Genomic DNA, 26,862 nt, shown 5'->3' with positions numbered 1-26,862 from the left:
ATGGTGAGATTCGGCCGTATCCTTACTCAAACCGGTGGCTGGATTGTTTCACGCTCCCCGAACAGGCGGCTCGCTTATACCGTCAGGCGTTTCCGTTGGTGGACGTCAGTGTGCTCAGCGATGAAGAGATCCTGACGCATAAAGGGGTAGCCCTGATGGAGCTGGTGCAAAAACATATTCGCTGCCGGGATATGCAGGAATGGCTCCTCCAATTGGTGGAACTCTTGAATGCGGGGTATAATACAACTGAGCAGCGCAATGTGGTGTTACGCTATATTTTACTGAATGGACATACGCCGGATCTCTCACACTTTGTCCATCAACTGATTGAACAATCTCCGGAGCATGAAACGATGTTGATGACTATTGCAGAACAGCTTGAACAAAAAGGGCTTGAGCGAGGTATCAAGCAAGGTATTGAGCTAGGTCGAGAGGAAGGTCGAGAAGAAGGCCGAGAGGAAGGTAAACTGGAAACGGCTTGTGCCTTATTACGGCATGGCGTGAGTTTGGACATTATTGTCACCAGTACCGGCCTGAGCCGGGATAAAATCGAAGCGTTAAAGCATTAAATTAATCTCCTCTTTCACAGCAAAATGCCGATATTCAAGTTCGGCATTTTTGTTCTTATTCAGGATGATGGTTATACAAGGGATTTTTACGTTTGCCCGGCGAAGCTGAAACCTATCAGACGGAAGCAGCTTTATAGGGGCCATAAGAGCATGGGGAACGCGATTAAGTGAGTTGTTTGCGGAAACAAATAACTCGTTCTGTTTCGTCAAAACCTTAATGTTCATGTGCCTGATGTGACCTTTTATTACTGATTTTGGCATCCGAACAGAGTTCGTGAACCCCTTTGTTGTAAGGTATCAAAGCTTAAAAATTCTAGTACCGGGGAACTTGCCACATAATGCAATGATTAAAAGCCATTGATATTCTGAAGGTGTTATTGCGACTTTATTTCAGAGATAAAAGTTAAATAATTTAATTAATAGATAACCTTATGACCATAACTTTCCAAAATGTTTTTCACTCTCTCCATAGTCTCTTTTGCAGGCGGTTTTACACCTTCCAACTGATATTTTTCCCCCATAGTCGTCCATTTATGTTTACCCAGTTCGTGATAAGGCAGAAGTTCTATTTTTTCAATATTTTTCATATCGTTGGTAAATTCACCTAGCTTATGAGCGGATTCATTATCATCGGACCAGCCGGGAACTACAACGTAACGGATCCAAGTTTTCTGGTTACGTTTAGCCAGATAGCGGGCAAACTCCAAGGTGCGATGATTGGAGACACCGACTAATTTCTGATGAATCTCATCATTAAGTTGCTTCAAATCGAGCATAACGAGATCTGTTGCATCCATCAATTCATCAATAACTGGACCATAGCGGCGGACAAATCCATTAGTGTCAAGACAAGTATGAATACCTTCGGCATGACAGGCTCGGAACCAGTCACGTACAAATTCAGCTTGAAGAACGGCTTCACCACCCGATGCAGTAACCCCGCCACCGGATGCGTTCATAAAATGACGATAGGCTGTTGCTTCTTTTATCAATTCTTCAACGGTCACGTCTTTGCCGCCGTGGGTATCCCATGTGTCGCGGTTATGGCAATAGAGACAACGCATCAGGCAACCTTGAAAGAAAACAATAAACCGGATACCGGGGCCATCAACGGTGCCACAGGATTCGAAAGAGTGGATACGACCAAGTACGGACATAACAGGTTTACTCCAAAACTGGCAGGATAAACGAATAGAGGCCCTAAAATTCAGGGCCTGTGCTAACAAATTATTACATAGATTGGGTGAAAGTACGGGTAATTACATCCTGTTGTTGCTCTTTAGTCAGTGAGTTGAAACGTACGGCATAACCTGATACCCGGATAGTGAGTTGAGGATATTTTTCAGGGTCTTCCATGGCATCAAGCAGCATGTCACGGTTCATCACATTGACGTTCAAATGCTGACCACCTTCAATTTCTGCTTCATGATGGAAATAACCATCCAGCAAACCAGCCAGATTAGTTTTGCGTGTTTCATCATCTTTGCCTAACGCGTTTGGTACGATAGAGAAGGTATAAGAGATACCATCTTTTGCATAGGCGAAGGGCAATTTAGCCACAGAGGTCAAAGAGGCGACGGCACCTTTTTGATCGCGACCATGCATTGGATTGGCTCCGGGCCCAAATGGTGCGCCAGCACGACGTCCGTCAGGGGTGTTACCGGTTTTCTTACCATATACCACGTTAGAAGTGATGGTCAGAACGGATTGTGTCGGTACCGCGTTGCGATAAGTATTCAGTTTCTGGATTTTTTTCATGAAACGTTCAACCAAATCACAGGCGATATCATCAACACGCGAGTCGTTGTTACCGAATTGTGGATATTCACCTTCAATCTTGAAATCAACCGCTAAACCATCCTCATCACGGATCGGTGTCACTTTGGCATATTTGATGGCAGACAATGAGTCAGCAGCGACAGACAGACCGGCAATGCCACAGGCCATAGTACGGTAAACATCACGGTCGTGCAGTGCCATCAGTGCCGCTTCATAGCTATACTTATCATGCATATAGTGAATGATGTTTAGTGCAGTAACATACTGTTTTGCCAGCCAATCCATAAAGTGATCCATGCGGGCCATAACCTTGTCGTAATCCAGCACTTCATCTTTTATTGGCTCTTCTTTCGGGCCAACCTGCATTTTCAGCTTTTCATCTACACCGCCGTTAATGGCGTACAGCATCGTTTTAGCCAGATTTGCGCGGGCACCGAAGAATTGCATCTGTTTACCCACAATCATAGGGCTGACGCAACAAGCAATAGCGTAATCATCGTTGTTGAAGTCAGGGCGCATCAAATCATCGTTCTCATATTGCAAAGATGAGGTATCGATGGAAACTTTTGCCGCGAATTTTTTGAAATTTGTCGGCAGTTTTTCGGACCATAGGATGGTCATGTTGGGTTCTGGTGATGGGCCCATTGTGTATAGGGTGTTCAGGAAACGGAAACTATTTTTAGTCACCAGCGTGCGACCATCTATCCCCATACCTGCCAGCGATTCTGTTGCCCAGATTGGGTCACCGGAAAATAGTTCATCATATTCAGGGGTACGCAGGAAACGAACCATACGTAATTTCATCACCAGATGGTCAATTAATTCCTGAGCTTCAACTTCTGTCAGCTTACCCGCTTTCAGGTCACGTTCGATGTAGATATCCAGGAAACTGGAAACGCGACCGAAGGACATTGCGGCACCATTTTGAGACTTAACCGCCGCCAGATAAGCGAAATAAGTCCACTGTATTGCTTCCTTAGCGTCAGTGGCGGGGCCAGAGATATCATAGCCGTATTTAGCCGCCATCTCTTTAATTTGGCTCAGAGCGCGGTGCTGTTCAGCGATTTCTTCACGCAATTGAATAGTCATTGCCAGATCTTCACCGTTTTCCAGCTTTTCCTGCAATGAATTGAACTGAGCTAATTTATCATCACGCAAGAAATCGATACCGTATACTGCAACACGACGGTAGTCACCAATAATGCGACCACGGCCATAGGCATCAGGCAGACCTGTCAGAACACCAGATTTTCGGCATTTAAGAATATCTGGTGTGTAAACATCGAAAACGCCTTGATTATGCGTTTTGCGGTATTCAGTGAAAATCTGTTTCAATTTAGGATCGAGTTCACGACCATAAACTTTACATGAGCCTTCCACCATTTTGATGCCACCAAATGGGATTAGGGCACGTTTTAATGGAGCTTCCGTTTGCAGGCCAACAATGGTTTCCAGATCTTTTTCGATATAACCTGCGTCGTGGGAGGTAATAGTAGCAGCAACATCAGTATCAAAATCAACTGGCGCATGAGTGCGGTTTTCGATTTTGATACCTTCCATGACTTTTTCCCATAAGGTATCGGTCGCTTTTGTCGCACCTGACAGGAAAGATTCATCACCCTCATATGGCGTATAGTTTTTTTGGATGAAGTCACGAACATTGACTTCGCTTTGCCAATCACCTTGGTTAAAATCTTGCCATGCTACAGAGAACTTTTTATTTAATTCAGTCATGATACTTCTACCTTTGTAATAATCGAACTTTTAAGAAATCAGGCGAGAGAGCTAATTAATGTTTTTGCTCACTACGCAGATAAATTGACCAGTAAGTTAAACCCACCAAAATAGCGCCACCGATAATGTTACCAATAGTGACTGGAATTAAATTGTTAGTAATAAAGTGTGAAATGGTGAGTTGAGAAAATTGTTCAGGTGTTGCTCCCACGTTAATCCAAAATTCAGTTGGTGCGAAATGCTTAATAGCAATGCTAAGTGGGATTAAAAACATATTCGCAATACTGTGCTCAAAGCCGCTGGCAACGAACATACTTACTGGCAAAATCATGACGAATATTTTGTCCATTAAACTACGTCCGGCATAACTCATCCAAACAGCGAGACAAACCATTAAATTGGCGAGAATGCCTAAAAATAGCGCTTCAATAAAAGAGTGGTGTATTTTATGGTTTGCTGTTTGCAAGACATTCAGGCCCCATAATCCATCGGCAACATGGTATTGACCGGCAAACCAGATAATGGCGACGAAAAATAGTGCGCCAATCAAATTACCGAAATAAACGTTAATCCAGTTTATCATCATTTGATACCAGGTTATACGCCCGGTGGCTTTGGAAATAATCGTTAACACAGTGGAAGTAAATAAATCTGCTCCGCAAACGACGACTAACATTAATCCAAGGGAAAAACAGATGCCGCCAACTAATTTAGCTAGCCCATAAGGGACAGATGTGGTTCCTGTAGTCGCGGTAATATAAAAGACGAATGCAATGGAAATAAAAATCCCGGCAGTTATTGCTGACAGATAGGTAATGGCAACAGGTTTAGTCGTTTTATAAACACCAATGTCATTGGCGATTTGTGTCATTATCGCAGGGGGTAATAGGTTAAAGGGGGTGTCAGCTTTCATACCAACATTCTCTTTATCATTAATAAGTTACGGTACGTAATGATAGTAACAAAGGCGTGAAGGGGAGAATTTGATATAGATCATAATTCCCTAAGAGTGGACTCTGTTTTGGGGAGTGAAAACGGTTTAAATTCAATTTAACCTATTGATTTTAATAAAATAAAAAAATTTTAAAAATTATAATATTTTTTTATTTAACCCATTAGTAGGACGTTTGGTAAGTAAAATTACAGGTCAAATTGTTGTTTATTTGTTGTTGCAAATAAATTTAATTTAACCTGGATTTTACTTTTAATTATGAATTGTCTTTTCTACAATTTTATTTTGCGTTCCAGAAATCGCATTTTGCTTTTTGCAGCTTCTCATAAGCAGCCAATAAAGCCTGATGAGCGGGCAGTGATTTTAAATCTGCATCGACTGACCACAGGCCATAAAAACAGTGTTCACCAGAAATAGCTGCTGATGCTGCTTCAACAGCATCTTGCCCATACATTTTTATGAATGCTTGATAATATTGTGCAGGCGCTTTATCCGCTTCCAGAGCAAGTAAAAGCAGTGTTTGCAAACAGCGATAATAATTAGCGCGTTCGGCCGTAAAGATTGAGGTGTTAAAATCTTGGGTCCATTCTACCCAAATTAAAGCCTGCTCCAAATCACCGCCCGCCAGCGCCAACATGGATTTCAGCTCACCAATTCGTAAATTGCTCCAGCCATTATCTTTACCTACCGCAATGCCAAGTAACTCACGGATACGGGTAAAATCGTCCAAACCTTCTTCATCTAATTGCTCAATCAGCGCCAGATATTCTTCGGCTTGCCACTGGCTATCCGGTAATGCTAATAAAGCTTCCCGCAGATGGATTCCCATCGTGTTATTAGCAAGATGTAAATCTTCCACAGGATAAATATCAGACATTCCCGGAACCAAAATACGGCAGGCATAAACACCAAGGTGCTCGTAGTCAGCAATATAAACTTCGGCATCCAATTGTTTGAAGATAGCCATCAAAGTGGCGAATTCTTCTTCGGTCGTGCCGCTGAAACTCCAGTCAGCGAACGCATAATCAGCATCTTGTTTGAATAAATCCCAACTGATTAAACCGCTCGAATCGATAAAGTGAGTTTCCAGATTAGTATGTTCTGCCACTTCTTCATTATCAAAAGTCGGCGCATTGAACACATCCAGATCTTTCAAACTGCGTCCTTGTAATAATTCGGTCACAGTACGTTCCAGTGCTACACCAAATTCAGGATGTGCACCAAAAGAGGCGAAACAAGTCCCGTTATTAGGATTAAACAGCACGACGCAAATAACCGGGAACTGCCCACTGAGAGAGGCGTCATAACAATAGAGTGGGAAACCTTCATCCTGTAATTTGCTGACTGCGGCAACAACGTCGGGATAACGATTCATCACTTCCTGGGGAATTTCTGGCAGGCTGATGCCTTCGGCGATAATACGATTTTTCACATAGCGTTCAAAAACTTCAGATAATCCCTGAACTCTGGCTTCATTCATCGTGTTGCCGGCTGACATACCATTGGAAACATAAAGATTGCCAATAATATTCATCGGAATATAGACGGTATGATGATCAGATTGACGAGTAAACGGCAGTGAGCAGATACCACGCTCTTCATTACCTGACTGCAAATCGACTAACTGACTGGCGCATAACTCATTTTCAGGATTATAAAATTGGTGTAACCGGTCATCCAGAATGCCTGCTGGCAAAGAATTATCGTCCGGTAAAGCAAACCATTTTTCATTCGGATAATGGACAAAATCACCGTTAGCGATAGCTTCGCCTAAATAGAAGTCAGCAAAAAAATAGTTGGTTGACAGGCGTTCAAAATACTCCCCTAAAGCAGAAGCTAAAGCGGCTTTTTTGCTAGCACCTTTGCCGTTGGTAAAACAGAGAGGACAATCGCGGTCACGGATATGAACCGACCAGACATGAGGAACCGGATTCAGCCATGAGGCTTCTTCGATATTAAAACCAAGGTGTTGCAGTTTTTGCTGAAAACGGTTGATTGAGTCTTCCAGTGCGGCATCTTTGCCGGGAATAAAGGTTTGCATCATGGTATTCACTTATGAGTGCTCGTTATGGGGCGCTCATCATACGAGTTTTTTTTCAGTAGCTAAAGTCTGGTATGTATCACAGATTTATTGTTATCATCATCCATAATTTAACAGGATATTTTTTATTAAGGAAGAAGCATGAAAAAGATGAAACACACAGCTTTAGCCAGTTTATTGGCATTAATTAGTGGTTCTGCTTTTGCTTTACCAAATATTACACTTTTGGCGACGGGAGGGACGATCGCGGGTGGCGGGAAGTCTGCAATCCAATCCAACTATGTTGCTGGAAGGGTTGCCATTGATGAATTAGTCAATGCTGTTCCTGAGATCAAAAATATCGCCAACCTAAAAGGTGAACAGGTGGTGAGTATTGGCTCGCAAGATATGAATGATCAGGTGTGGTTAACGCTAGCGAAAAGAATCAACGCTGATTGTGACAAGACCGATGGTTTTGTTATCACCCATGGTACTGACACGATGGAAGAAACCGCTTACTTCCTCGATCTGACTACCCACTGCCAGAAACCCATTGTCATGGTTGGAGCGATGCGTCCATCTACAGCGCTTGGTGCTGATGGCCCGTTAAATCTGTATAACGCTGTGGTCGTTGCCGGTGATACAGCATCAGCCAAACGCGGTGTGTTGATGGCAATGAATGATGCGGTTATCAGTGGGCGCACCGTGGTGAAAATGAGCACCACCGAAGTTCAGGCGTTCCAGCCAGTTAATGCGGGTGCTGAGGGCTTTGTTCATAATGGCAAAGTCAATTATTATGCTGACGCGAAGCCGAGAGCCAATAAGGCTATTTTTGATGTCAGTAAACTCGATAAGCTGCCGAAAGTAGGTATTGTTTATAACTATGCCAATGCGTCTGATCTGCCGGCGAAAGCTCTGTTGAAAGATGGTTACCAAGGCATTGTCAGCGCTGGTGTGGGCAACGGTAATATGTACAAGGCGATTTTCGATACTCTGGCCTTGGCGGCTAAAGATGGGGTTGTGGTCGTCAGATCAAGCCGTGTACCGGTGGGATATGTTACTCAGGATGCGGAAGTAGACGATAGCAAACATGGCTTTGTCGCTTCTGAACGTTTGAATCCGCAAAAGGCCAGAGTACTTTTACAATTAGCTCTGACTGAAACACGTAATCCGGTGAAAATTCACGAGATGTTTGTGAAATATTGATTCGTGATTCAGAGATAACAAATAGGGCGTGCGGGTGACGGAGTTTCGAGCTCTATAGCGAGGAAACGCGCTGATTAAAACTAGCAGTTGAAAGTAGCATTCTGCTCAAAAAGTAGCTAAGATATTATTTGTACGGAAATTTGCCGGATAATTTTAGTCGAGGTCTATTATGGCTACTTCCACCGCGCGTTTTGAGGCGCGTATGAATCCTGAACTACATGCCCTGATTAAACGGGCCGCTGAAATTCAAGGACGTACTATGACTGATTTTGTTGTGTCTGCTGCACAGGATGCGGCGCAACGCGCAATTGAGCAGTCAGAAGTACTCCGTTTGTCTCTGGCCGATCAGCAATGTTTTGCGCAGGCATTGCTGAATCCACCGGAATCGGCTCCGGCGCTTGAACGTGCATTTGCACGGCACCGCTCTTTGTTACGATCAGAATGAGTTCCACGATGTTTGATGTTATGCAACTCAACGAAGAACACGATCGTGATTCGTTCTACAGTGGTTCAGAATTTCTAGATGGTTACTTTCAGAGACAGGTTGGTCAGGATGTTAGGTGCCGCGTAGCAGCTTGTTTTGTTGCGCTTCATGATTACCGTGTAGCGGGATATTATACTCTGGCTGCTGCCGGTATCCAGTTGGCCAACCTCCCGACAGCTACTATTAAGAAATTGCCACGATACCCAACAGTGCCGGCAGTACGGATGGGGAGGTTGGCCGTTGATCAGGCATTTAGAAATCAGGGACTCGGTGGAGCATTGCTAGCTGATGCTATTGAGAGGACCATTCGTGCCGAAATTGCATCTTATGCGCTGCTTGTTGACGCAAAAGATGATAATGCAGTGCAATTTTACCGACATCATGGTTTTATTGCTTTACCCGATTCGCCATTCACATTATTCCTTCCTCTCATCGCTGTAGATAAAAAAGGTAAAAAATAAGCGGTTCACCTGTAATAGCGCTGAATGAACAAGTTTATTGGCTATTTTTGCGATAGTTTTGTTCAACGTTTGAATAACCATTGCAGCAATGAAATGGGAATGGTACAACCGGTATATCAGATTATTTATTGTTATCAATCATTGTTATTTCGTCAGAATAAGGTGAGGTAAATGAATCAGGTATATAATTTCAGTTCAGGTCCCGCTATGTTACCCGTTGAAGTATTGCGTAGAGCTGAACAGGAGCTCTGTAACTGGCATGGTATTGGGACTTCAATTATGGAGATCAGTCACCGGGGTAAGGAATTTATCGCAGTGGCAAAGGAAGCTGAAAATGATCTGCGGGATTTATTATCAGTGCCTGAAAACTATAAAGTATTGTTCTGTCATGGTGGTGCCCGCGGTCAATTTGCCGCTATCCCAATGAACCTATTGGGTGACAAGGTTAAAGCCGATTATATTGATGGCGGTTATTGGGCGGCATGTGCAGTTCAAGAAGCCAAAAAATACTGCACGCCGAATGTGATTAATATCAAAACCGAAATTAATGGCTTGAAAAGCGTTAAACCAATGCGTGAATGGTCATTGAGTGATGATGCGGCTTATGTTCATTATTGCCCGAATGAAACTATTGATGGTATCGCTATTCATGAACAGCCGGATTTTAGCGATAATAAAATTATTATTGCTGACTACTCTTCCTCTATTCTTTCCGGGCCATTGGATGTTAGCCGTTACGGTATGATTTATGCGGGAGCGCAGAAAAATATTGGTCCTGCTGGTATCACATTAGTTATTGTGCGTGAAGATTTATTGGGCAAAGCCCGTAAAGAAACCCCGTCCATTTTCGACTATGCTGTTTTGGCAGAGAATGACTCCATGTTCAACACACCGCCAACGTTTGCCTGGTATCTCTCTGGTTTGGTCTTCAAATGGCTGAAAGAGCAAGGTGGAGTACAAGAGATGGCAAAGCGCAACCGAGCTAAGGCTGAACTGCTTTATGATGTGATTGATAAGAGTGATTTTTATCGCAACCAGATTGCCCCTGAAAATCGTTCTCTGATGAATGTACCGTTCCAGATGGTGGATGCCTCACTGGATAGCAAGTTTCTGGCGGAGGCTGATGCACAAGGGTTGCAGGCACTGAAAGGGCATCGGGTTTCCGGTGGTATGCGCGCTTCTATTTATAATGCGATGTCGATAGAAGGGGTTCAGGCTTTAGTTGATTTTATGGCTGATTTTGAGCGCCGTAACGGCTAATTTGTCAATCATTACCGGGAACAATGGTTCCCGGCTCATTCAAGTAAAAAATATTTCCTCAAACGTAAAAATGACTCACTTATACCCAATGGATTTCAAGATGGATCGCGACGGCAAGGGAGCGAATCCCCGGGAGCATAGAGAACGATGTGACCGGGGTGAGTAAGTGCAGCCAACAAAGAAGCAACTTGAAAGATGACGGGTATATAATTAAAACAATGTAATCGAGAACCGGAGAGCCCGTTATTTATGCAATCCCTGATGCTACAACCTATTTCCTACATTAACGGAACTATTAACCTGCCAGGGTCAAAAAGTGTTTCTAATCGTGCGCTATTACTGGCGGCTTTCGCCAAAGGTGCTACTTGTTTAACTAACTTGTTGGACAGTGATGATATTCGTCATATGCTCAATGCTTTGGCTGCGTTGGGTATCAGTTATCGTTTATCTGATGATCGTACCTGTTGTGAAGTTGACGGTATTGGTGGATTGATTACCCATCAAGGCCCGATAGAACTGTTTCTGGGTAATGCCGGTACGGCAATGCGCCCCCTAACCGCCGCGTTATGCTTGGGCAAAAATGACGTCGTTCTTACCGGCGAACCTCGGATGAAAGAGCGTCCGATTGGTCATCTGGTGGATGCTTTGCGTCAGGGGGGGGCAGAAATTGATTATCTGGAGCAGGAAAATTATCCGCCGTTACACGTCAAAGGGGGTTTTGTTGGCGGCAAAGTGATGGTAGATGGCCGGGTTTCCAGCCAATTTCTGACCGCATTGCTGATGGCTGCGCCATTGGCGGAAAATGATTCTGAGATTCATATTCAGGGGGAATTGGTTTCCAAACCCTATATTGATATCACTCTGGCATTGATGAAAAGTTTTGGTATTACCGTAAATCACGATCAATATCAGATTTTCCACATTAAAGGCCGACAGCAATACGTTTCTCCGGGGCACTATTTGGTTGAAGGTGATGCCTCTTCTGCTTCCTATTTTCTGGCGGCCGCAGCAATTAAAGGTGGCACTGTGCGTGTGACTGGAATTGGTAAAAATAGCCTGCAAGGGGATACCAAATTTGCCAATGTGCTGGAGAAAATGGGGGCGAAAATTCGTTGGGGTGATGACTTTGTTGAATGCGAACGTGGCACTCTCACTGGCATTGATATGGATATGAATGAGATCCCTGATGCTGCTATGACCATTGCAACCACTGCGTTGTTTGCGGCAGGGGAGACCGTCATTCGCAATATATACAACTGGCGGGTAAAAGAGACGGATCGGCTGCATGCGATGGCAACTGAATTGCGTAAAGTCGGTGCAGGGGTGGAAGAGGGGGTTGATTACATTCGCATCACACCGCCACCAAGATTATTACCTGCTGAAATTGGCACCTATAATGATCATCGAATGGCGATGTGTTTCTCGTTGGTGGCGTTGTCCGATACACCGGTTACCATTCTCGATCCAGGTTGTACAGCAAAGACCTTTCCTGATTATTTCAATCAATTGGAGAGATTAAGCCAGCGAAAGTCATAATTATCGATTATTATGATTTAATAAAGCGTATTTCTTTGATCAAAATCTATACCCAATGGATTTCAAGATGGATCGCGACGGCAAGGGAGTGAATCCCCGGTAGCATAGATAACGATGTGACCGGGGTGAACGAGTGCAGCCAACAAAGAAGCAACTTGAAAGATAACGGGTATATCTACATGGCATGCGCTTATTTCGTTCACTCTGTGAGTGCGTATAATCAACGGCAGATATTGATTATTTTATCGAGTAAATATTCAGCATCTGGTGACGTGTTAACTTGCCATGCTAAAGGAGAACAATAATGGTGGCGATAGCCCCAGTAATAACTGTTGATGGGCCAAGCGGTGCAGGTAAAGGAACATTATGCCAGGCACTGGCAGAGGTTTTAGGCTGGCAACTGCTTGATTCAGGTGCTATTTATCGAGTGTTGGCACTGGCCGCGATTCATCATCAGGTGGATATCCAGTCTGAAGACGCGTTAGTTCCTCTGGCTGCTAATCTTGATGTGCGTTTTGTCCCTAGAAAAGGGAAGCTCAGTGTGATGCTTGAGGGCGAGGATGTCAGTAATGAGATCCGGACCGAGGCGGTCGGCAATACTGCCTCGCAGGCGGCTGCTTTCCCACGGGTTCGTGAAGCCTTGTTACGGCGTCAGCGTGCTTTTCGGGTTGCACCGGGCTTGATTGCCGATGGCCGTGATATGGGAACCGTGGTGTTTTCTGATGCTCCGGTGAAAATATTTCTTGATGCCAGCGCAGAAGAACGTGCACGCAGACGTATGCTACAGTTGCAGGAAAAAGGCTTTAGTGTTAACTTTGAATGTCTTTTGTCCGAGATACAGGAGCGTGATTACCGTGATCGTAACCGGGCAGTTGCGCCGTTAGCGCCGGCTAAAGATGCATTAATATTGGATTCAACCAGTATGTCTATCGAAGAAGTCATCGACAAGGCGCTAAATTATGCGAAAAAAATTCTCTCAATTACCTGAGCGATTTTAAGTTTTTAGCTTATAATTGATGACGATGTACTAAAAATTAGGTACGTGGGTATCAAATTTTTTCGCAAACCAAACAACCTTGTTACAGGGAAATAGTAGCAGGGCATGTAAAACAACCCCATTCGGCGGGAAGCTAAATGGACGTTAAATTAAAATCTTGAAGATCATTAACATGACAGAATCTTTTGCTCAACTCTTTGAAGAATCCCTGCTATCTATTGAAACTCGTCCAGGTGCTATCGTTCGCGGCATCGTTGTTGCTATTGATAAAGACGTTGTATTGGTTGATGCAGGTCTGAAATCAGAATCCGCAATTCCTGTAGAACAGTTTAAAAATGTTCAGGGTGAGCTGGAAATCCAGGTCGGTGATGAAATTGATGTTGCGTTAGACGCTGTTGAAGATGGTTTTGGTGAAACTGTTCTGTCTCGTGAGAAAGCAAAACGCCATGAAGCGTGGCTGATGCTGGAAAAAGCTTACGAAGACGCAGAAACAGTTACCGGCATCATCAACGGTAAAGTAAAAGGCGGTTTTACTGTTGAACTGAACGGTATCCGCGCATTCCTGCCTGGTTCTCTGGTTGATGTTCGTCCAGTTCGTGATACAACTCACCTGGAAGGTAAAGAGCTTGAGTTTAAAGTCATCAAACTGGATCAGAAACGCAACAACGTCGTGGTTTCTCGTCGTGCTGTTATTGAATCTGAAAACAGTGCAGAACGTGATCAACTGCTGGAAAACCTGCAAGAAGGTATGGAAGTTAAAGGTATCGTTAAGAACCTGACTGACTACGGCGCATTTGTTGATCTGGGTGGCGTTGATGGCTTGCTGCACATTACTGATATGGCTTGGAAACGTGTTAAACATCCAAGTGAAATCGTCAATGTGGGCGATGAAATCGCAGTTAAGGTACTGAAATTTGACCGTGAGCGTACCCGTGTATCTCTGGGCCTGAAACAACTGGGCGAAGATCCTTGGGTAGCAATCGCTAAGCGTTATCCAGAAGGCACTAAACTGACTGGTCGCGTAACTAACCTGACTGATTACGGCTGCTTCGTAGAGATCGAAGAAGGCGTTGAAGGTCTGGTACACGTTTCAGAAATGGACTGGACCAACAAAAACATCCACCCATCCAAAGTGGTTAACGTTGGTGACGTTGTGGAAGTTATGGTTCTGGATATCGACGAAGAACGTCGTCGTATCTCCCTGGGTCTGAAACAGTGTAAAGCTAACCCTTGGCAGTTATTTGCTGAGACTCACAACAAAAACGACCGCGTTGAAGGTAAGATCAAGTCTATTACTGACTTCGGTATCTTCATTGGTCTGGATGGCGGCATTGATGGCCTGGTTCACCTGTCTGACATCTCCTGGAACGTTGCTGGAGAAGAAGCCGTTCGTGAATACAAAAAAGGCGATGAAATCGCGGCTGTTGTTCTGCAAGTAGATGCAGAGCGTGAGCGTATCTCTCTGGGCATTAAACAACTGGCAGAAGATCCATTCAATAACTACCTGTCCGTGAACAAGAAAGGTGCTATTGTTACTGGTAAAGTTACCGCAGTTGATGCTAAAGGTGCGACAGTAGAACTGGCTGACGGCGTTGAAGGTTACCTGCGTGCATCAGAAGCTTCTCGTGACCGTGTTGAAGATGCAACGCTGGTTCTGAACGTGGGTGATGCAGTTGAAGCTAAATATACTGGAGTTGATCGCAAAAACCGCGTTATCAACTTGTCTGTTCGCGCTAAAGACGAAGCTGACGAAAAAGACGCTATCGCTTCTGTGAACAAACAAGAAGACGCAAACTTTGCAAACAATGCGATGGCTGAAGCTTTCAAAGCAGCGAAAGGCGAATAATTCAAGTGAATAACGGTGGATAACACGTAAGTGTTATCCAAGTGCGGTAGTTTAGGGAGGTACTCATGACCAAGTCTGAATTAATTGAAAGACTTGCTGGCCAGCAATCTCATATTTCGGCCAAAACCGTTGAAGATGCAGTGAAAGAAATACTCGACCATATGGCAATAACATTGGCAGATGGTGAACGTATAGAGGTGCGCGGATTCGGCAGTTTTTCTCTTCACTACCGTGCTCCGCGCGTAGGTCGTAACCCTAAAACCGGTGATAAAGTGGAGCTGGAAGGTAAATACGTTCCCCATTTTAAACCTGGGAAAGAGTTGCGTGATCGCGTGAATATCTACGATTAAGTTTGAAGATAACAAGTTATTGCTTATTCTAAACAGTGTTTCGATGCTGTTTTAGATTCATAACAAAGTGCTGGCCTTTTGGTCAGCGCTTTTTTGATCTAATCAAGGCTCATATAAAAAGAGCTAACTTTTATACTTAGAAAACCTTCCCCATAATCCTGTCAATCTGACGTTGTGTCCCCAGAAATCACTCGTATGCAAAATTAATATCGTCATTGGTTTTAAATTTATTCGTGATATTCGCTTTTGATAAATAAATGTATAAAAGTTGTTAAAAATATAAGGTAATACCGGCATCAAGCCACTTAATTTCGATAAATTTCGGAATATTCCTATATATTTTTAGGTGAAATCCATTGCATCATTGAATATTTATTAATCCATAAGTGGTGAAAACATGATGATTTCAGTTAGAACCACTCTTCATGCTATAAATCAATGGAGAAGTGAATAGGTGGCAATAGGGTATTTCCTGCTGGTTGGTGATAAAACAACGTGTGGCGGCCAGATTATTACTGGTGACCACACCATGACATTTGATGGGCGAGCAACGGCTCGTGAAGGAGATAAGGTTACTTGTGGTAAACATCCCGGCACTTACATCATTGTCGGTGGTGTAACAGATATGTTTGACATGGGGCGTAAGTTGGCTGGCACATTGGATAAAATATCAGAATACCGCCTCTGGTGGTGATTTAATATTTTATCCTGAGGAAGGCATTGAAGATAACCCAGAAGGTGTTCTTAAAGTTATATACCCTATGGATTTCAAGTTGCCTCTTTGTTGGCTGCACTCTCTCACCCCGGTCACATCGTTATCTATGCTCCCCGGGGATTCGATCCCTTGCCGCCGCGATCCATCTTGAAATCCATAGGGTATATAGTCTTTCTCGTTTAATTAACAATAAGTAATGAAAACAGAGAAGTTATTTTAATTATGCCTAAGGATCTCCATGAAATTTCGTTTGATTCAAAACGTTATTGGACCCTCAGGCATAGCATTTCCTGACTTAAGAAAATTTCAGATTAAATAGTGTTATTGAATATGAAAAGAAATAGATTCCAAGCATAATAAGAACGACGCCGCTGGTGTAATTAATAAATTTGATAACACGGTGACTGAGCATTTTCCTGGAGAAGAATATCACAGTATTAATAAAGGCAACCCAAACAATAACGCCAATAATTGTCCCTGCTGCACCAATAGCTAAACTATATTTACCTGATGCAATATTGTTGAGTTGTGCGCTGACAGACAGCCAAAAAATAACATTGTATGGATTTAATAGTGTCAACAATACACCATCAAAAAATTGCCTATGATAGGGTTTGGATATGATATTGATATTTTCCTCATTTTTCTTATTTATGAAGCTGGTAATACCAAACCAAATGACCATTAATGCGCCTAAAAAACCCAAAATAGGCATAAAAATAGTATTGGAAAAAAATTGCAATATACCAAAACCTAAAAGTAATAAATAAATTATATCGGCAAAACAAGCACCTAAACCAAAAACGACTGCGTGAAGACAACTGATATTCAAGTGTCTACGCATAATTTCTATATTTATAGGGCCAACGGGAGCCGCAGCTCCCAATCCTAAAAGAAAAAATGTTCCTAATGTACTGATTACATCAACCATATAATTAATTCCATAACATGAGATGTTTATTTAGTGATAATCCAATGAAGCTTTGTAATGATATTCTGCCCCCCTCGGGGAAACTACGAATAGCATGGGGTTTCCTGGTGTTTATTATAATTAAATCTCCTTGTTCTGGTTTAATAAGGACAGATGGCGGAAGCGTGCCTCGCCAATCATTTTCTGCATTATCTTCAATTAACTCGGTGATAGGGATTTCAGGAACATCCCACAGTTCCAGCTCTCCTCCAGTTGCAGGCATTTTTATATAGATATTCACTGAGAATTGCCCCAACAAATTGACAGATTGTTGTTGAAGACCATCGAAATGGGGTTGTTTTTCAACCATGAAAGAACGTTCTGGTCTGTTCATCACTCTGGCAATCCCCGCATGCATCTTTTTACCTTCAAAGTTGGCAATGCTAGCCCCGGCAGACCATACTTCATCCAGTTCTAAACGAAATTTATCGAAAGGGGCTAACATGGGAGCACAGAAATTTCTGACGTTTCTGATGGCAGGTAACGCATTTTCAAAATATTTTTTATAGCTATCGCTATCTTTGGATTTGCCAAAAGTTGTGTTGTAAGACGGGCCAATTCTATCAACACCATAATCAACTAAAACAACTTCATCTCCTTTTTTCAAATCATGAGGATGACATTCTAGATTTTCGTGAGAGAGGAAAAAATCAGAGAGCTTGTCTGCAAGAGAGATATCAACATATTTCTTTATATGGATTGCTAACACTTCATCATTAAATAATTTAGTAAGATGATGTTCTTGCAGAGAGTCAGATACAATTATTTTGTTTTTCATAAAAACCACCTTATTGTATTTAACATGATTTTTTGATTACTTTCCATATAAAAATAGAATGGAAATATTAATTTAATATTATTTAAATTTAATCAATGCGATCTTAATCACAAAACAAAAAGTGGACAGTCATTTAAGTAGTTTCACTAATTTAGTGCTCAATAACTGAGGTAATGTCTGATAATAATTATTTTTTTACATATGGTTAGATTGATTGTTCTATTAATTCATAGGCATGGTTAATAATTTCAAAAATGAATTTAATATTTAATTATAATAATAAGTGGATAATGTAACTTCTCGTAAGTTCATAATGACTTACTGCCTATCCCAATAGGGCTATTTTATTTGCCCTTCTTTGCCATAAAGAGCGAACCTGGGCAGTGCTCAAAATCCTCACGTACTACGTGTACGCTCCGGTTTTTCCGCGCTGTCCGTGTTCACTGTTCATTGATAAGAATGGCCTGCAACAATTACGCCTATTGAGATAGGCTCTTAGAATGTTTATACCCGTTATCTTTCAAGTTGCCTCTTTGTTGGCTGCACTCACTCACCCCGGTCACATCGTTATCTATGCTCCCGGGGATTCGCTCCCTTGCCGTCGCGATCCATCTTGAAATCCATAGGGTATATTTATGTCTGTAATGAAGATACGGACAAAACCTTACGAGATATTTTATTTGATATCAGTATCGCAATGTTACATTTTCAACCAATATAACATTTGTTGGGTAATTAGCAGGTGGAAATTTCTGTATTTGCGAAGCTGTTCGCATATATTTGTAAAATGATTATTAGCCTGAAATTAATCTGCGAAGGTGTTTGATGATTTTTCTTGTGCTTCTGGCTGCTTTGTAAAAAATAAGCAATACTCTGCTGGAAAAATAAAAGGGTAAGGATGAATAAGGATGTGGTTTTCAGTTGTGATAAATAAGATAACAATAAATTGGAAACAACCTATACCAATTATTAGCGTGAATCAGGCTGCAATAGCTATTATTGTCGGTATTGTACCCTTGTTTTTTCTGCCTGAGTTACCACAGAAATGGCAGATGATGGCATTGCTATTACTGGCTCTATTCTACTTATTCTTGCCATTTTGTCTTTGTCGGATGGTTTCAATTTCGTTACTGGCATTTCTTATTGGGTGCTGGCAAGGAAATCATCTGCTCGAACAGATAATCTATTTTAGTGAAAAAGCGCATTTATCACGGGTTATTATTGAAAGTTTATCATTAGATAATGAAGAGAATGGCAGAGTTATCCTGCGTATTATTGAGAATGAAAACAAAGTTATTTTTCCGCCACTGTATGTTTCCGCTTATTGGGATATTTCGCCTGAATCTCTGTGTGCTGGTCAAGAATGGCGGCTGAAAATGAAATTACGGCCAGTTCATAGTCAGCTAAATCAAGGTGGATATGATAGCCAGCGTAGGGCATTAGCTATCCGCCGACCTTTAACAGGAAAAGTCATTCACGCTGAATTAATTGATGGGAAATGTAATTTACGTCAGCGATTGGTCAGTCATATTGCACCGGATATTCGTGAATTGAAGCATAGTGGCATTGCGATGGCATTAGCATTCGGAGAACGTCAGTGGTTAAGTAAGGAGGATAATTTATTATTACAACAAACAGGTACGGCTCACCTTATGGCTATTTCAGGGTTGCATATTACGGTTGCCAGTATGTTTGGTTGGTGGATGGCAAGATTATTACAACTCTTCTTTCCCGTGCACTGGATAGGGCACAGATTCCCATTGATTGCCGGTTGGATAGTGGCAATAAATTACGTCTGGCTATCGGGTTGGGGTATTCCGGCTATTCGTGCATTACTGGGTTTAACGATCTGGTTATATTTACGTTATAGAAATATTCTCTGTTTCCCTTGGCAGTGGGCATTGTGGACAGCCGCAATAATTCTCTTATTTGATCCCCTGACGGTGCTTTCTGACAGCTTCTGGCTCTCTTTCTTTGCTGTGATGGCGCTAATGTTTTGGTTCTGTTGGGCGCCGTTAATTGAGCCATTTCGTTATGGTTGGAAATGGTTATGGCTGCGAGGGTTATATATGCAAATGGGTATGATGCTGATGCTTATTCCTCTCCAGCTATTATTATTTCATGGTGTCAATTTTGCCGCTTTATTTGCTAACTTCTGGGCCGTGCCAATCATCTCTTTTATTACTGTGCCGTTGATTATGCTGGCGTTAATCAGCAACTTTTGTTCTTTTATTCACGCTTTATTATGGCAATTAGTTGATTACTCTGTAACCCTCTCTTTAATCCCTTTGCCAGTTTTGCAACAGTCATGGAGTGAAACGGGTCGTTTTTCCCCATTAATAACGTTTATTGGTTGGTTTGTTGTCATTATTTGGCGATTCGCTTGGTGGCAATCATATAAATTACTGATTACTATTTTTTTAGGGATAATGCTCTGCTATCTGAGGCGCAATGAAGACTATTTGTGGCGATTTTCTATGCTGGATGTTGGGCACGGGCTTGCGGTTATCATTGAAAAAGATGGCAAAGCGCTGATTTTTGATACCGCTAATCGTTGGGAAACTGGCAGTATGGCTGAAAGGGTGATAATCCCTTATTTGCGTTGGCATCGATTAATGCCAGAGCAGATTATTATCAGTCATGATCATCTTGACCATACCGGTGGGTTAGCATTCTTACAACAAAAATATCCAGGTATTGCGGTGAGAAGTTCTTTAATCAATCAGCAACATCTTCCATGTATACGCGGTGAACAGTGGCTCTGGCAGGGGTTGAGCTTCCGTGTATTATGGCCGCCGGTAAGATCATTACGCGCAGGTAATGACGAATCTTGTGTCATTCGGGTAGAAGATGGTAAACATAGCTTGCTTTTGACCGGAGATCTGGAAAAGCAAGGGGAATATAAGCTATTGGGAATAGAAAAAGAGAATTTAAGATCGACCGTATTGCAGGTTCCACATCATGGTAGTAACACGTCATCTACAGCCGCTTTTATTCATACTGTCTCACCACAATATGCACTGGCCTCTGTTGCACGTTATAGCCCGTGGCGACTTCCTTCGGTTAAAGTGCAGCGACGCTATCGTAAAATTGGGGCAGAATGGCGTAGTACCGCGGTATCCGGGCAGATAACGGGTTATTTTTATGGCGATCATGTTGAAATGATGAGCTATAGGCAACAAATTATGTCACGTTGGTATCATCAGTGGTTTGGTATTCGTAGTGATCATGAGTAGAATAACCCGCTATTTCTTTTTGTGTTGGTAACTCAATAATGAATGATAAAGACCTTTCTACCTGGCAGACGTTTTGCCGACTATGGCCAATTGTCTCTCCGTTCAGGATTGGGCTGATAGTTGCTGCGGTTGCACTGATCCTTAATGCTGCCGGTGATACGTTAATGCTTTCGTTGCTTAAGCCTTTACTTGATGAAGGTTTCGGCAAAGCAAGCAGTGATGTACTGAAATGGATGCCACTGATTGTGATTGCTTTAATGATTATGCGAGGGCTATCCGGGTTTGTATCAAGTTATTGTATCTCTTGGGTCTCCGGTAAAGTGGTAATGCAGATGCGTCGTCGTCTGTTCAGCCATATGATGGGGATGCCGGTGTCATTTTTTGATCAACAATCTACAGGGACGCTGCTTTCCCGTATCACTTATGATTCTGAACAAGTGGCCTCCTCCTCTTCCAGTGCACTGATTACCGTGGTCAGGGAAGGGGCATCCATTATCGGCCTGTTTGTTTTGATGTTTTACTATAGCTGGCAATTATCTCTGATCCTGATTGTGATTGCGCCGATCGTGTCATTGGTGATTCGCGTGGTATCGAAGCGATTTCGTAGTATTAGTAAAAATATGCAGAATAGCATGGGGCAAGTCACAGCCAGTGCTGAGCAGATGTTGAAAGGGCATAAAGAAGTGCTCATTTTCGGTGGGCAGAACGTAGAAACTGAGCGCTTTAATAAAGTCAGTAACCATATGCGTCAGCAAGGCATGAAAATGGTATCTGCTTCATCAATTTCTGATCCCATCATTCAGCTTATTGCCTCGTTTGCTTTGGCCTTTGTCCTGTATGCCGCAAGTTTCCCGGATATTATGGAAACATTGACAGCGGGTAAAATTACGGTCGTATTTTCATCAATGATTGCGCTGATGCGTCCATTGAAATCGTTGACTAATGTTAACGCGCAATTCCAGCGAGGCATGGCCGCCTGTCAGACTCTGTTTTCGATTCTGGATATGGAACAGGAGAAAGATGACGGTAAGCTGGAGCTTAAAAAAGCGAACGGTGATATTGAGTTCCGTAATGTGACTTTCTGCTATCCAACCAAGGAATTACCGGCGTTGCAAAATATTTCCATGTATATCCCGGCGGGAAAAATTGTTGCTTTAGTAGGGCGCTCTGGCTCGGGTAAATCCACAATAGCGAATTTGCTGACCCGTTTTTATGATGTCAACGAAGGTAATATTTTTCTGGATGGGCATGACTTGCGGGAATATAAGCTCTCTTCCTTGCGTGGGCAGGTTGCACTGGTATCGCAGAATGTGCATCTATTTAATGACACGGTAGCGAATAATATTGCTTATGCCAGTGAAAACCGATACAGCCGTGAAGAGATTGAGAAAGCCGCTGAGATGGCTTATGCAATGGACTTCATCAGGAAGTTAGATAACGGCTTGGATACGATGATCGGTGAGAATGGTGTGCTGCTTTCTGGCGGTCAACGCCAGCGTATTGCTATTGCACGTGCCTTGTTGCGTGATTCTCCGGTTCTGATTCTTGATGAGGCAACTTCGGCGCTGGACACGGAATCTGAACGGGCAATTCAGGCTGCACTGGATGAATTGCAGAAAAACAGAACCTCGCTGGTTATTGCACATCGTCTATCAACCATTGAAAACGCGGATGAAATTCTGGTGGTTGAAGATGGGCATATTGTTGAACGGGGTGACCATCTCTCTCTGCTGGAGCGAAATGGTGTTTACTCACAACTACATCGGATGCAATTTGGTCAATGATTGAGCGCATATGGTCAGGCCGCTCATGGCTTTATTTGCTGTTATTACCTTTTTCAGCCCTTTACGGGCTGATAAGTGGCTTACGGTGGTTGAGTTATAAAACAGGGTTGAGGCTATCCTGGAAAGCGCCTGTACCTGTTGTGGTGGTGGGTAATCTCACTGCTGGCGGTAATGGTAAAACGCCGGTGGTTATTTGGCTGGTGGAGCAGTTGCAGAAAAAAGGTTATCGGGTTGGTGTTGTTTCCCGCGGCTATGGAGGTAAAGCGGAAAGTTATCCTCTGTTGGTGACTGAAAATGTCACTACGGCTCAAGCCGGTGATGAACCGGTATTAATTCATCGTCGTACCAGCGCACCAGTGGCTGTTGCGCCAAAACGGGTTGCAGCAGTGAAAGCATTACTGGCAAACACGTCACTGGATATCATCGTGACTGATGATGGCTTACAGCACTATGCTTTGCAGCGGGATTTTGAAATTGCGGTTATTGATGGCGTGCGCCGTTTTGGTAATGGTTGGTGGCTTCCAGCAGGTCCAATGCGTGAACTATCTGGGCGGTTGAACAGGGTTAATACCATTATCACTAACGGTGGTACTCCTCAGCCAGGCGAACTATCCATGACATTAGCTGGCGAGTTAGCTGTGAATATGGTGAGCGGTGAAAAACGCGCAGTGAATCTGATACCTCACGCTGTTGCGATGGCTGGAATTGGGCATCCACCGCGGTTCTTTGCCACCTTGCAACAGTTAGGTGCTGACCTAAAAAAGGAGTATGCATTTGCCGACCATCAACTGTACACAGAAGATCAATTGTGTCATCTGGCTGACACCAACCAGAATTTACTGATGACAGAAAAAGATGCGGTTAAGTGTTTTAATTTTGCTCAGCCAAATTGGTGGTATTTACCGGTAGATGCTCGGTTACCCCAGGAAAAGGGAGAGATAATGCTGAACAAGATTTGTTCGTTATTGGAGGCGAATAAAAATAGTAAGTAAACATACCCTATGGATTTCAAGATGCATCGCGACGGCAGCCAACAAAGAGGCAACTTGGAAGATGACGGGTATATTATGTTTTAATCAAAATGGCCTCTGTGAGCCGATAGTAAGCCGATGATAGTTAACCGGGAGATTGCCTTTCTGCTCCTTGTCAAAGCGTACAATTTCAGTAATTTTTCAGATTTATTTGATTTTTCGCCATTGCTAACTGATATTAAAACTATCCATTTTGGATAAACAACCATTGTGTATTCTTGAGTCAAACATGTACGATTCTGGTAGGATATCCGCTCGTATCTGTTACTTAAACGATATATACCCTATGGATTTCAAGATGCATCGCGGCGGCAAGGGAGCGAATCCCCGGGAGCATAGATAACGATGTGACCGGGGTGAGTGAGTGCAGCCAACAAAGAGGTAACTTGAAAGATGACGGGTATACTACTCGAATGAAATGTATTTCAAGGTCAAGGTATTGAAACTGAGATGAGGTTCTATTCGAAAATTGAATAAAGGGTAAAAAAACATCAAAAACAATAAATTAAATTATTGTGAGATGGACAAATGGGGGAGTTATTATGACATTACAATTAAAGATGGGTAGAGTGAAATGGTTTGATGAGCATAAAGGATATGGTTTTATTTCTCCACAGGATGGGGGACAAGACATATTCGTCAATAGAAAAGCGATTGCGAATACAAAAAACAAGTCACTCACAGAAGGGCAGGATGTGGAATTTTCAATTATTCGCAAAGGTTATGATTTAACCGCAGCAGATGTGATAGCATTCTAAAACCCTATCAAAATCAAGCTATTTTATTGCCATTCTTTAAATGGTAAAGAGGAAGCATTGAACCATGTGCAAACAGAGGTAATCGTTTTTTTGAACGCACTTTTGGTAAAATTCGGAGGGTAGCGAAGTGAGTCATTTTTGACAACAGCGTTTACTCTCCGGTTTTTGTTTGTTATCTATATTGATGATTTATTGGCAATTAGGGATTGTGCCAATTACGCCTACCGAGATAGTTTTGGACTTTCACCAACTTACCTGATTTTTCAGTGGATAATATTGGGAAAAGGATCGAAAGATCAAATAACAAGAGTTAACGATGATACCAAGCTTATGTTATTCTGAGTTGCATTAAATTAAAGCTCCATAATTGGAGGATGTATGGATCACCGTTTACTCGAAATTATTGCCTGTCCTGTATGTAACGGAAAACTCAGTTACGATAAAGAGAATTTTGAACTCATTTGTAAGTTGGATCGACTTGCGTTTCCTGTACGTGATGGTATTCCCGTCCTGTTAGAGCACGAAGCCCGCGAATTACCTCTGGATGAGGAAAAATAAGGCATGTTCACTGTTATTATTCCTGCTCGCTTTGCTTCAACCCGTTTACCCGGTAAACCTTTAGCCGATATTCACGGCAAACCAATGATTGTTCGTGTTATGGAGCGGGCGAAACGTTCAGGTGCTGGACGTGTCATTGTGGCAACAGATAATCACGACGTTGTTGATGCCGTTGTGGCTGCCGGTGGAGAGGCTTGTCTGACCAACGAAAATCACCATTCTGGTACTGAACGATTAGCTGAGGTTATCAACAAATATCAATTTTCCGATGATGAAATTATCGTTAATGTTCAGGGTGATGAACCACTGATTCCCGAAGAGATTATTAAACAGGTTGCAGAGAATTTGGCAGGTTGTAAAGCGGGAATGGCAACGTTGGCCGTGCAGATTCATGATGCAGAGGAAGCTTTTAACCCTAATGCTGTGAAAGTCGTTATGGATAAACAGGGTTATGCGCTCTATTTCTCCAGGGCAACTATTCCTTGGGAGCGTGACCGTTTTATTCAATCACGGGAAACGATTGGTGATAATTTTCTGCGTCATATTGGTATTTATGCCTATCGCGCGGGTTTTATCCGTCGCTACGTGCAATGGGAGCCGAGCCCGTTGGAGCAAATTGAAATGCTGGAACAACTGCGGGTACTTTGGTACGGCGAAAAAATTCATGTGGGGATTGCATTAAAAGCACCGGGAGTAGGCGTTGATACGCCGGAAGATTTGGCAGCAATTAGAAAAGTGTTTACTGAAATCTGATTGATTGTTTGAACTTATACCCAATGGATTTCAAGATGGATCGCGACGGCAAGGGAGCGAATCCCCGGGAGCATAGATAACGATGTGACCGGGGTGAGAAAGTGCAGCCAACAAAGAGGCAACTTGAAAGATGACGGGTATATTTTAGATTAACGAAAGCGCATCATTTATTTATTGCTGTTTATTTCCATTGCGCTTTCGTTTTTCCATCTATCTTGCTGCTTTGCTTCAAGAAGTCGCTTGAGGATTATTTAGCGGCTGAGAATGTTCTGATTTTTGTGGCTGTTCTGGATCTTTTGATGGCTTAATGCGTTGCCAGAGGGTGCCTAAAGTTTCATACCATACCCGCTCTGAATGAGACAGATAGTAAGCTGAGGGCAGATATTTTTCCCAAGGATGTAATGGTGAAGTGATCGCTAATTGGTTAGCCGGGCCGGGGATGGGGTTCAACCCATGCTGTTGAAAGAAAGTGATTGCTCGCTGCATATGATTGGCGGAAGTCACTAAAATAAAGGGTTGGTTACCAATCAGTTTCTCAACCTCATTGGCTTCTTGCTCAGTATCCATTGGCTTTGTCAGTGCAATTGTATCTTCTGCGGGCACGCCGAGTGATTGGGCTACGATAGCGGCGACTTCAGCACTGCTTTTAACATTTGCCCCTTTACCACCGGTAAAGACCATTTTAGAGCCGGGGTTCAGGCGATATAAACGAATACCTTCTGTCACTCGTGGCAAACTGTTGTTAAGTAAGTTTGAACTGGGTGCCCAATTTGGGTTATAAGTGAAGCCGCCGCCAAGAACAACGATATAATCAACCGGTGGATTGATATGACTGGTATCAGATTGGTCGCTGTTAGCATAAACCGATTCCACCGGTAACAGCAGCTTATCGGCAACAGGTTGTAAACTTAGCAGAAGTAGCGTGAGCCAACTGAATGTTAGAATTGTTTTTCCTGTTTTTTGCCAGCGGGTAAACCACAGTAGTAATAAAGCAGCAAGTGAAATTAGCAATATTAATGGCAGAGGCATCACCATTGCACCGAGGTACTTTTTAAATAAAAATTGCATCTATTTGCCTTAATTTG

General features: G+C 42.8%; 23 protein-coding genes and 2 pseudogenes. 18 read left to right on the top strand and 7 right to left on the bottom strand.

All coding sequences use genetic code 11. The features are described from left to right. On the top strand, positions 1-569 hold a 569-nt coding region (locus AACQ38_RS07765; protein WP_165577839.1), incomplete at its 5' end, for an Rpn family recombination-promoting nuclease/putative transposase. Between the two features lie 416 nt (positions 570-985). Here the strand turns inward: AACQ38_RS07765 and pflA are convergent. The 4 genes from pflA to ycaO form a co-directional block, all read right to left on the bottom strand. Then, on the bottom strand, positions 986-1,726 hold the full coding sequence (gene pflA / locus AACQ38_RS07760) for a pyruvate formate lyase 1-activating protein (RefSeq protein WP_011145904.1): 741 nt from the start codon (positions 1,724-1,726) through the stop codon (positions 986-988). A gap of 73 nt (positions 1,727-1,799) precedes the next feature. Next, positions 1,800-4,082, bottom strand: coding sequence for a formate C-acetyltransferase (gene pflB, locus AACQ38_RS07755; protein ID WP_011145905.1), 2,283 nt, complete (start codon positions 4,080-4,082; stop codon positions 1,800-1,802). Between the two features lie 55 nt (positions 4,083-4,137). Beyond that, positions 4,138-4,995, bottom strand: coding sequence for a formate transporter FocA (gene focA, locus AACQ38_RS07750; RefSeq protein WP_011145906.1), 858 nt, complete (start codon positions 4,993-4,995; stop codon positions 4,138-4,140). A gap of 319 nt (positions 4,996-5,314) precedes the next feature. Then, positions 5,315-7,078 carry a 30S ribosomal protein S12 methylthiotransferase accessory factor YcaO gene (gene ycaO, locus AACQ38_RS07745; protein ID WP_165577843.1) on the bottom strand — a complete coding sequence of 588 codons (1,764 nt, stop codon included), beginning with the start codon at positions 7,076-7,078 and terminating at the stop codon, positions 5,315-5,317. A 138-nt stretch (positions 7,079-7,216) separates the two neighbouring features. Here ycaO and ansB point away from each other — a divergent pair, with 138 nt between their 5' ends. The 11 genes and pseudogenes from ansB to AACQ38_RS07690 all read left to right on the top strand — a co-directional run. After that, the gene (gene ansB / locus AACQ38_RS07740) at positions 7,217-8,260 is read left to right on the top strand and encodes an L-asparaginase 2 (RefSeq protein WP_011145908.1); all 1,044 of its coding nucleotides are present in this window, start codon (positions 7,217-7,219) and stop codon (positions 8,258-8,260) included. Between the two features lie 169 nt (positions 8,261-8,429). Then, a complete protein-coding gene (locus tag AACQ38_RS07735) occupies positions 8,430-8,705 on the top strand; it encodes a type II toxin-antitoxin system TacA family antitoxin (RefSeq protein ID WP_165577838.1) in 276 nt (91 codons plus the stop codon). A gap of 8 nt (positions 8,706-8,713) precedes the next feature. Next, entirely contained in the window at positions 8,714-9,205 is a 492-nt protein-coding gene (locus tag AACQ38_RS07730) for a GNAT family N-acetyltransferase (protein ID WP_207631805.1), read from the top strand. A 171-nt stretch (positions 9,206-9,376) separates the two neighbouring features. Further along, a complete protein-coding gene (serC, locus tag AACQ38_RS07725) occupies positions 9,377-10,465 on the top strand; it encodes a 3-phosphoserine/phosphohydroxythreonine transaminase (protein ID WP_165577836.1) in 1,089 nt (362 codons plus the stop codon). A gap of 249 nt (positions 10,466-10,714) precedes the next feature. Next, entirely contained in the window at positions 10,715-12,001 is a 1,287-nt protein-coding gene (aroA, locus tag AACQ38_RS07720; RefSeq protein ID WP_165577835.1) for a 3-phosphoshikimate 1-carboxyvinyltransferase, read from the top strand. 116 nt (positions 12,002-12,117) lie between these two features. Continuing rightward, positions 12,118-12,306, top strand: a complete 189-nt coding sequence (locus AACQ38_RS07715; RefSeq protein WP_158538117.1) for a hypothetical protein — start codon at positions 12,118-12,120, stop codon at positions 12,304-12,306. Then, on the top strand, positions 12,306-12,989 hold the full coding sequence (gene cmk, locus AACQ38_RS07710; RefSeq protein WP_011145913.1) for a (d)CMP kinase: 684 nt from the start codon (positions 12,306-12,308) through the stop codon (positions 12,987-12,989). Before AACQ38_RS07715 ends, cmk begins: the two co-directional genes overlap by 1 nt. Positions 12,990-13,170: 181 nt before the next feature. Then, positions 13,171-14,844 (top strand): 30S ribosomal protein S1, encoded by a 1,674-nt coding sequence (rpsA, locus tag AACQ38_RS07705; protein WP_011145914.1) that lies wholly within the window; start codon positions 13,171-13,173, stop codon positions 14,842-14,844. A 65-nt stretch (positions 14,845-14,909) separates the two neighbouring features. Next, on the top strand, positions 14,910-15,194 hold the full coding sequence (gene ihfB / locus AACQ38_RS07700) for an integration host factor subunit beta (protein ID WP_011145915.1): 285 nt from the start codon (positions 14,910-14,912) through the stop codon (positions 15,192-15,194). A gap of 454 nt (positions 15,195-15,648) precedes the next feature. Further along, positions 15,649-15,867: pseudogene (locus AACQ38_RS07695) on the top strand (PAAR domain-containing protein); the annotation flags it as partial. Beyond that, positions 15,845-15,898 (top strand): annotated as a pseudogene (locus AACQ38_RS07690) (hypothetical protein); the annotation flags it as partial. The pseudogenes AACQ38_RS07695 and AACQ38_RS07690, both read left to right, overlap by 23 nt. 306 nt (positions 15,899-16,204) lie before the next feature. Here the strand turns inward: AACQ38_RS07690 and AACQ38_RS07685 are convergent. Then, positions 16,205-16,840 carry a LysE family translocator gene (locus AACQ38_RS07685; RefSeq protein ID WP_011145918.1) on the bottom strand — a complete coding sequence of 212 codons (636 nt, stop codon included), beginning with the start codon at positions 16,838-16,840 and terminating at the stop codon, positions 16,205-16,207. 4 nt (positions 16,841-16,844) lie between these two features. Then, positions 16,845-17,657: a 2OG-Fe(II) oxygenase gene (locus tag AACQ38_RS07680; protein WP_011145919.1), complete on the bottom strand. Its 813-nt coding sequence runs from the start codon at positions 17,655-17,657 to the stop codon at positions 16,845-16,847. Positions 17,658-18,565: 908 nt separating this feature from the next. Between AACQ38_RS07680 and AACQ38_RS07675 the strand changes: the two genes are divergently transcribed. The 6 genes from AACQ38_RS07675 (at position 18,566) to kdsB (ending at position 25,777) form a co-directional block, all read left to right on the top strand. Continuing rightward, positions 18,566-20,893 carry a ComEC family protein gene (locus AACQ38_RS07675; protein WP_165577834.1) on the top strand — a complete coding sequence of 776 codons (2,328 nt, stop codon included), beginning with the start codon at positions 18,566-18,568 and terminating at the stop codon, positions 20,891-20,893. 35 nt (positions 20,894-20,928) lie between these two features. Next, a complete protein-coding gene (gene msbA / locus AACQ38_RS07670; RefSeq protein WP_041380022.1) occupies positions 20,929-22,677 on the top strand; it encodes a lipid A ABC transporter ATP-binding protein/permease MsbA in 1,749 nt (582 codons plus the stop codon). Next, complete coding sequence (lpxK, locus tag AACQ38_RS07665) at positions 22,674-23,669, top strand: tetraacyldisaccharide 4'-kinase (RefSeq protein WP_165577833.1); 996 nt, start codon at positions 22,674-22,676, stop codon at positions 23,667-23,669. The genes msbA and lpxK overlap by 4 nt, the downstream gene beginning before the upstream one ends. A gap of 581 nt (positions 23,670-24,250) precedes the next feature. Next, a complete protein-coding gene (locus AACQ38_RS07660) occupies positions 24,251-24,466 on the top strand; it encodes a cold-shock protein (RefSeq protein ID WP_036781154.1) in 216 nt (71 codons plus the stop codon). Positions 24,467-24,844: 378 nt separating this feature from the next. Beyond that, positions 24,845-25,024: a Trm112 family protein gene (locus tag AACQ38_RS07655; protein ID WP_011145924.1), complete on the top strand. Its 180-nt coding sequence runs from the start codon at positions 24,845-24,847 to the stop codon at positions 25,022-25,024. A gap of 3 nt (positions 25,025-25,027) precedes the next feature. Next, complete coding sequence (gene kdsB / locus AACQ38_RS07650; protein ID WP_109791441.1) at positions 25,028-25,777, top strand: 3-deoxy-manno-octulosonate cytidylyltransferase; 750 nt, start codon at positions 25,028-25,030, stop codon at positions 25,775-25,777. A gap of 228 nt (positions 25,778-26,005) precedes the next feature. Here the strand turns inward: kdsB and elyC are convergent, their stop codons facing one another. Next, a complete protein-coding gene (elyC, locus tag AACQ38_RS07645; protein WP_058589017.1) occupies positions 26,006-26,845 on the bottom strand; it encodes an envelope biogenesis factor ElyC in 840 nt (279 codons plus the stop codon). Positions 26,846-26,862: the final 17 nt, after the last annotated feature.

This window comes from Photorhabdus sp. RW14-46 (assembly GCF_963887965.1).
GTDB lineage: Bacteria > Pseudomonadota > Gammaproteobacteria > Enterobacterales > Enterobacteriaceae > Photorhabdus > Photorhabdus laumondii.
The sequence above is the reverse complement of the archived record's forward strand: the minus strand, read 5'-3'. Positions and strand labels throughout refer to the sequence as shown.

What these genes read in the sequence shown, in the direction of transcription:
- pflA (WP_011145904.1), bottom strand. Translation starts at nt 1,726, where the DNA reads ATGTCCGTACTTGGTCGTATCCACTCTTTCGAATCCTGTGGCACCGTT.
- pflB (WP_011145905.1), bottom strand. Translation starts at nt 4,082, where the DNA reads ATGACTGAATTAAATAAAAAGTTCTCTGTAGCATGGCAAGATTTTAAC.
- focA (WP_011145906.1), bottom strand. Translation starts at nt 4,995, where the DNA reads ATGAAAGCTGACACCCCCTTTAACCTATTACCCCCTGCGATAATGACA.
- ycaO (WP_165577843.1), bottom strand. Translation starts at nt 7,078, where the DNA reads ATGATGCAAACCTTTATTCCCGGCAAAGATGCCGCACTGGAAGACTCA.
- ansB (WP_011145908.1), top strand. Translation starts at nt 7,217, where the DNA reads ATGAAAAAGATGAAACACACAGCTTTAGCCAGTTTATTGGCATTAATT.
- AACQ38_RS07735 (WP_165577838.1), top strand. Translation starts at nt 8,430, where the DNA reads ATGGCTACTTCCACCGCGCGTTTTGAGGCGCGTATGAATCCTGAACTA.
- AACQ38_RS07730 (WP_207631805.1), top strand. Translation starts at nt 8,714, where the DNA reads ATGTTTGATGTTATGCAACTCAACGAAGAACACGATCGTGATTCGTTC.
- serC (WP_165577836.1), top strand. Translation starts at nt 9,377, where the DNA reads ATGAATCAGGTATATAATTTCAGTTCAGGTCCCGCTATGTTACCCGTT.
- aroA (WP_165577835.1), top strand. Translation starts at nt 10,715, where the DNA reads ATGCAATCCCTGATGCTACAACCTATTTCCTACATTAACGGAACTATT.
- cmk (WP_011145913.1), top strand. Translation starts at nt 12,306, where the DNA reads ATGGTGGCGATAGCCCCAGTAATAACTGTTGATGGGCCAAGCGGTGCA.
- rpsA (WP_011145914.1), top strand. Translation starts at nt 13,171, where the DNA reads ATGACAGAATCTTTTGCTCAACTCTTTGAAGAATCCCTGCTATCTATT.
- ihfB (WP_011145915.1), top strand. Translation starts at nt 14,910, where the DNA reads ATGACCAAGTCTGAATTAATTGAAAGACTTGCTGGCCAGCAATCTCAT.
- AACQ38_RS07685 (WP_011145918.1), bottom strand. Translation starts at nt 16,840, where the DNA reads ATGGTTGATGTAATCAGTACATTAGGAACATTTTTTCTTTTAGGATTG.
- AACQ38_RS07680 (WP_011145919.1), bottom strand. Translation starts at nt 17,657, where the DNA reads ATGAAAAACAAAATAATTGTATCTGACTCTCTGCAAGAACATCATCTT.
- AACQ38_RS07675 (WP_165577834.1), top strand. Translation starts at nt 18,566, where the DNA reads ATGTGGTTTTCAGTTGTGATAAATAAGATAACAATAAATTGGAAACAA.
- lpxK (WP_165577833.1), top strand. Translation starts at nt 22,674, where the DNA reads ATGATTGAGCGCATATGGTCAGGCCGCTCATGGCTTTATTTGCTGTTA.
- AACQ38_RS07660 (WP_036781154.1), top strand. Translation starts at nt 24,251, where the DNA reads ATGACATTACAATTAAAGATGGGTAGAGTGAAATGGTTTGATGAGCAT.
- AACQ38_RS07655 (WP_011145924.1), top strand. Translation starts at nt 24,845, where the DNA reads ATGGATCACCGTTTACTCGAAATTATTGCCTGTCCTGTATGTAACGGA.
- kdsB (WP_109791441.1), top strand. Translation starts at nt 25,028, where the DNA reads ATGTTCACTGTTATTATTCCTGCTCGCTTTGCTTCAACCCGTTTACCC.
- elyC (WP_058589017.1), bottom strand. Translation starts at nt 26,845, where the DNA reads ATGCAATTTTTATTTAAAAAGTACCTCGGTGCAATGGTGATGCCTCTG.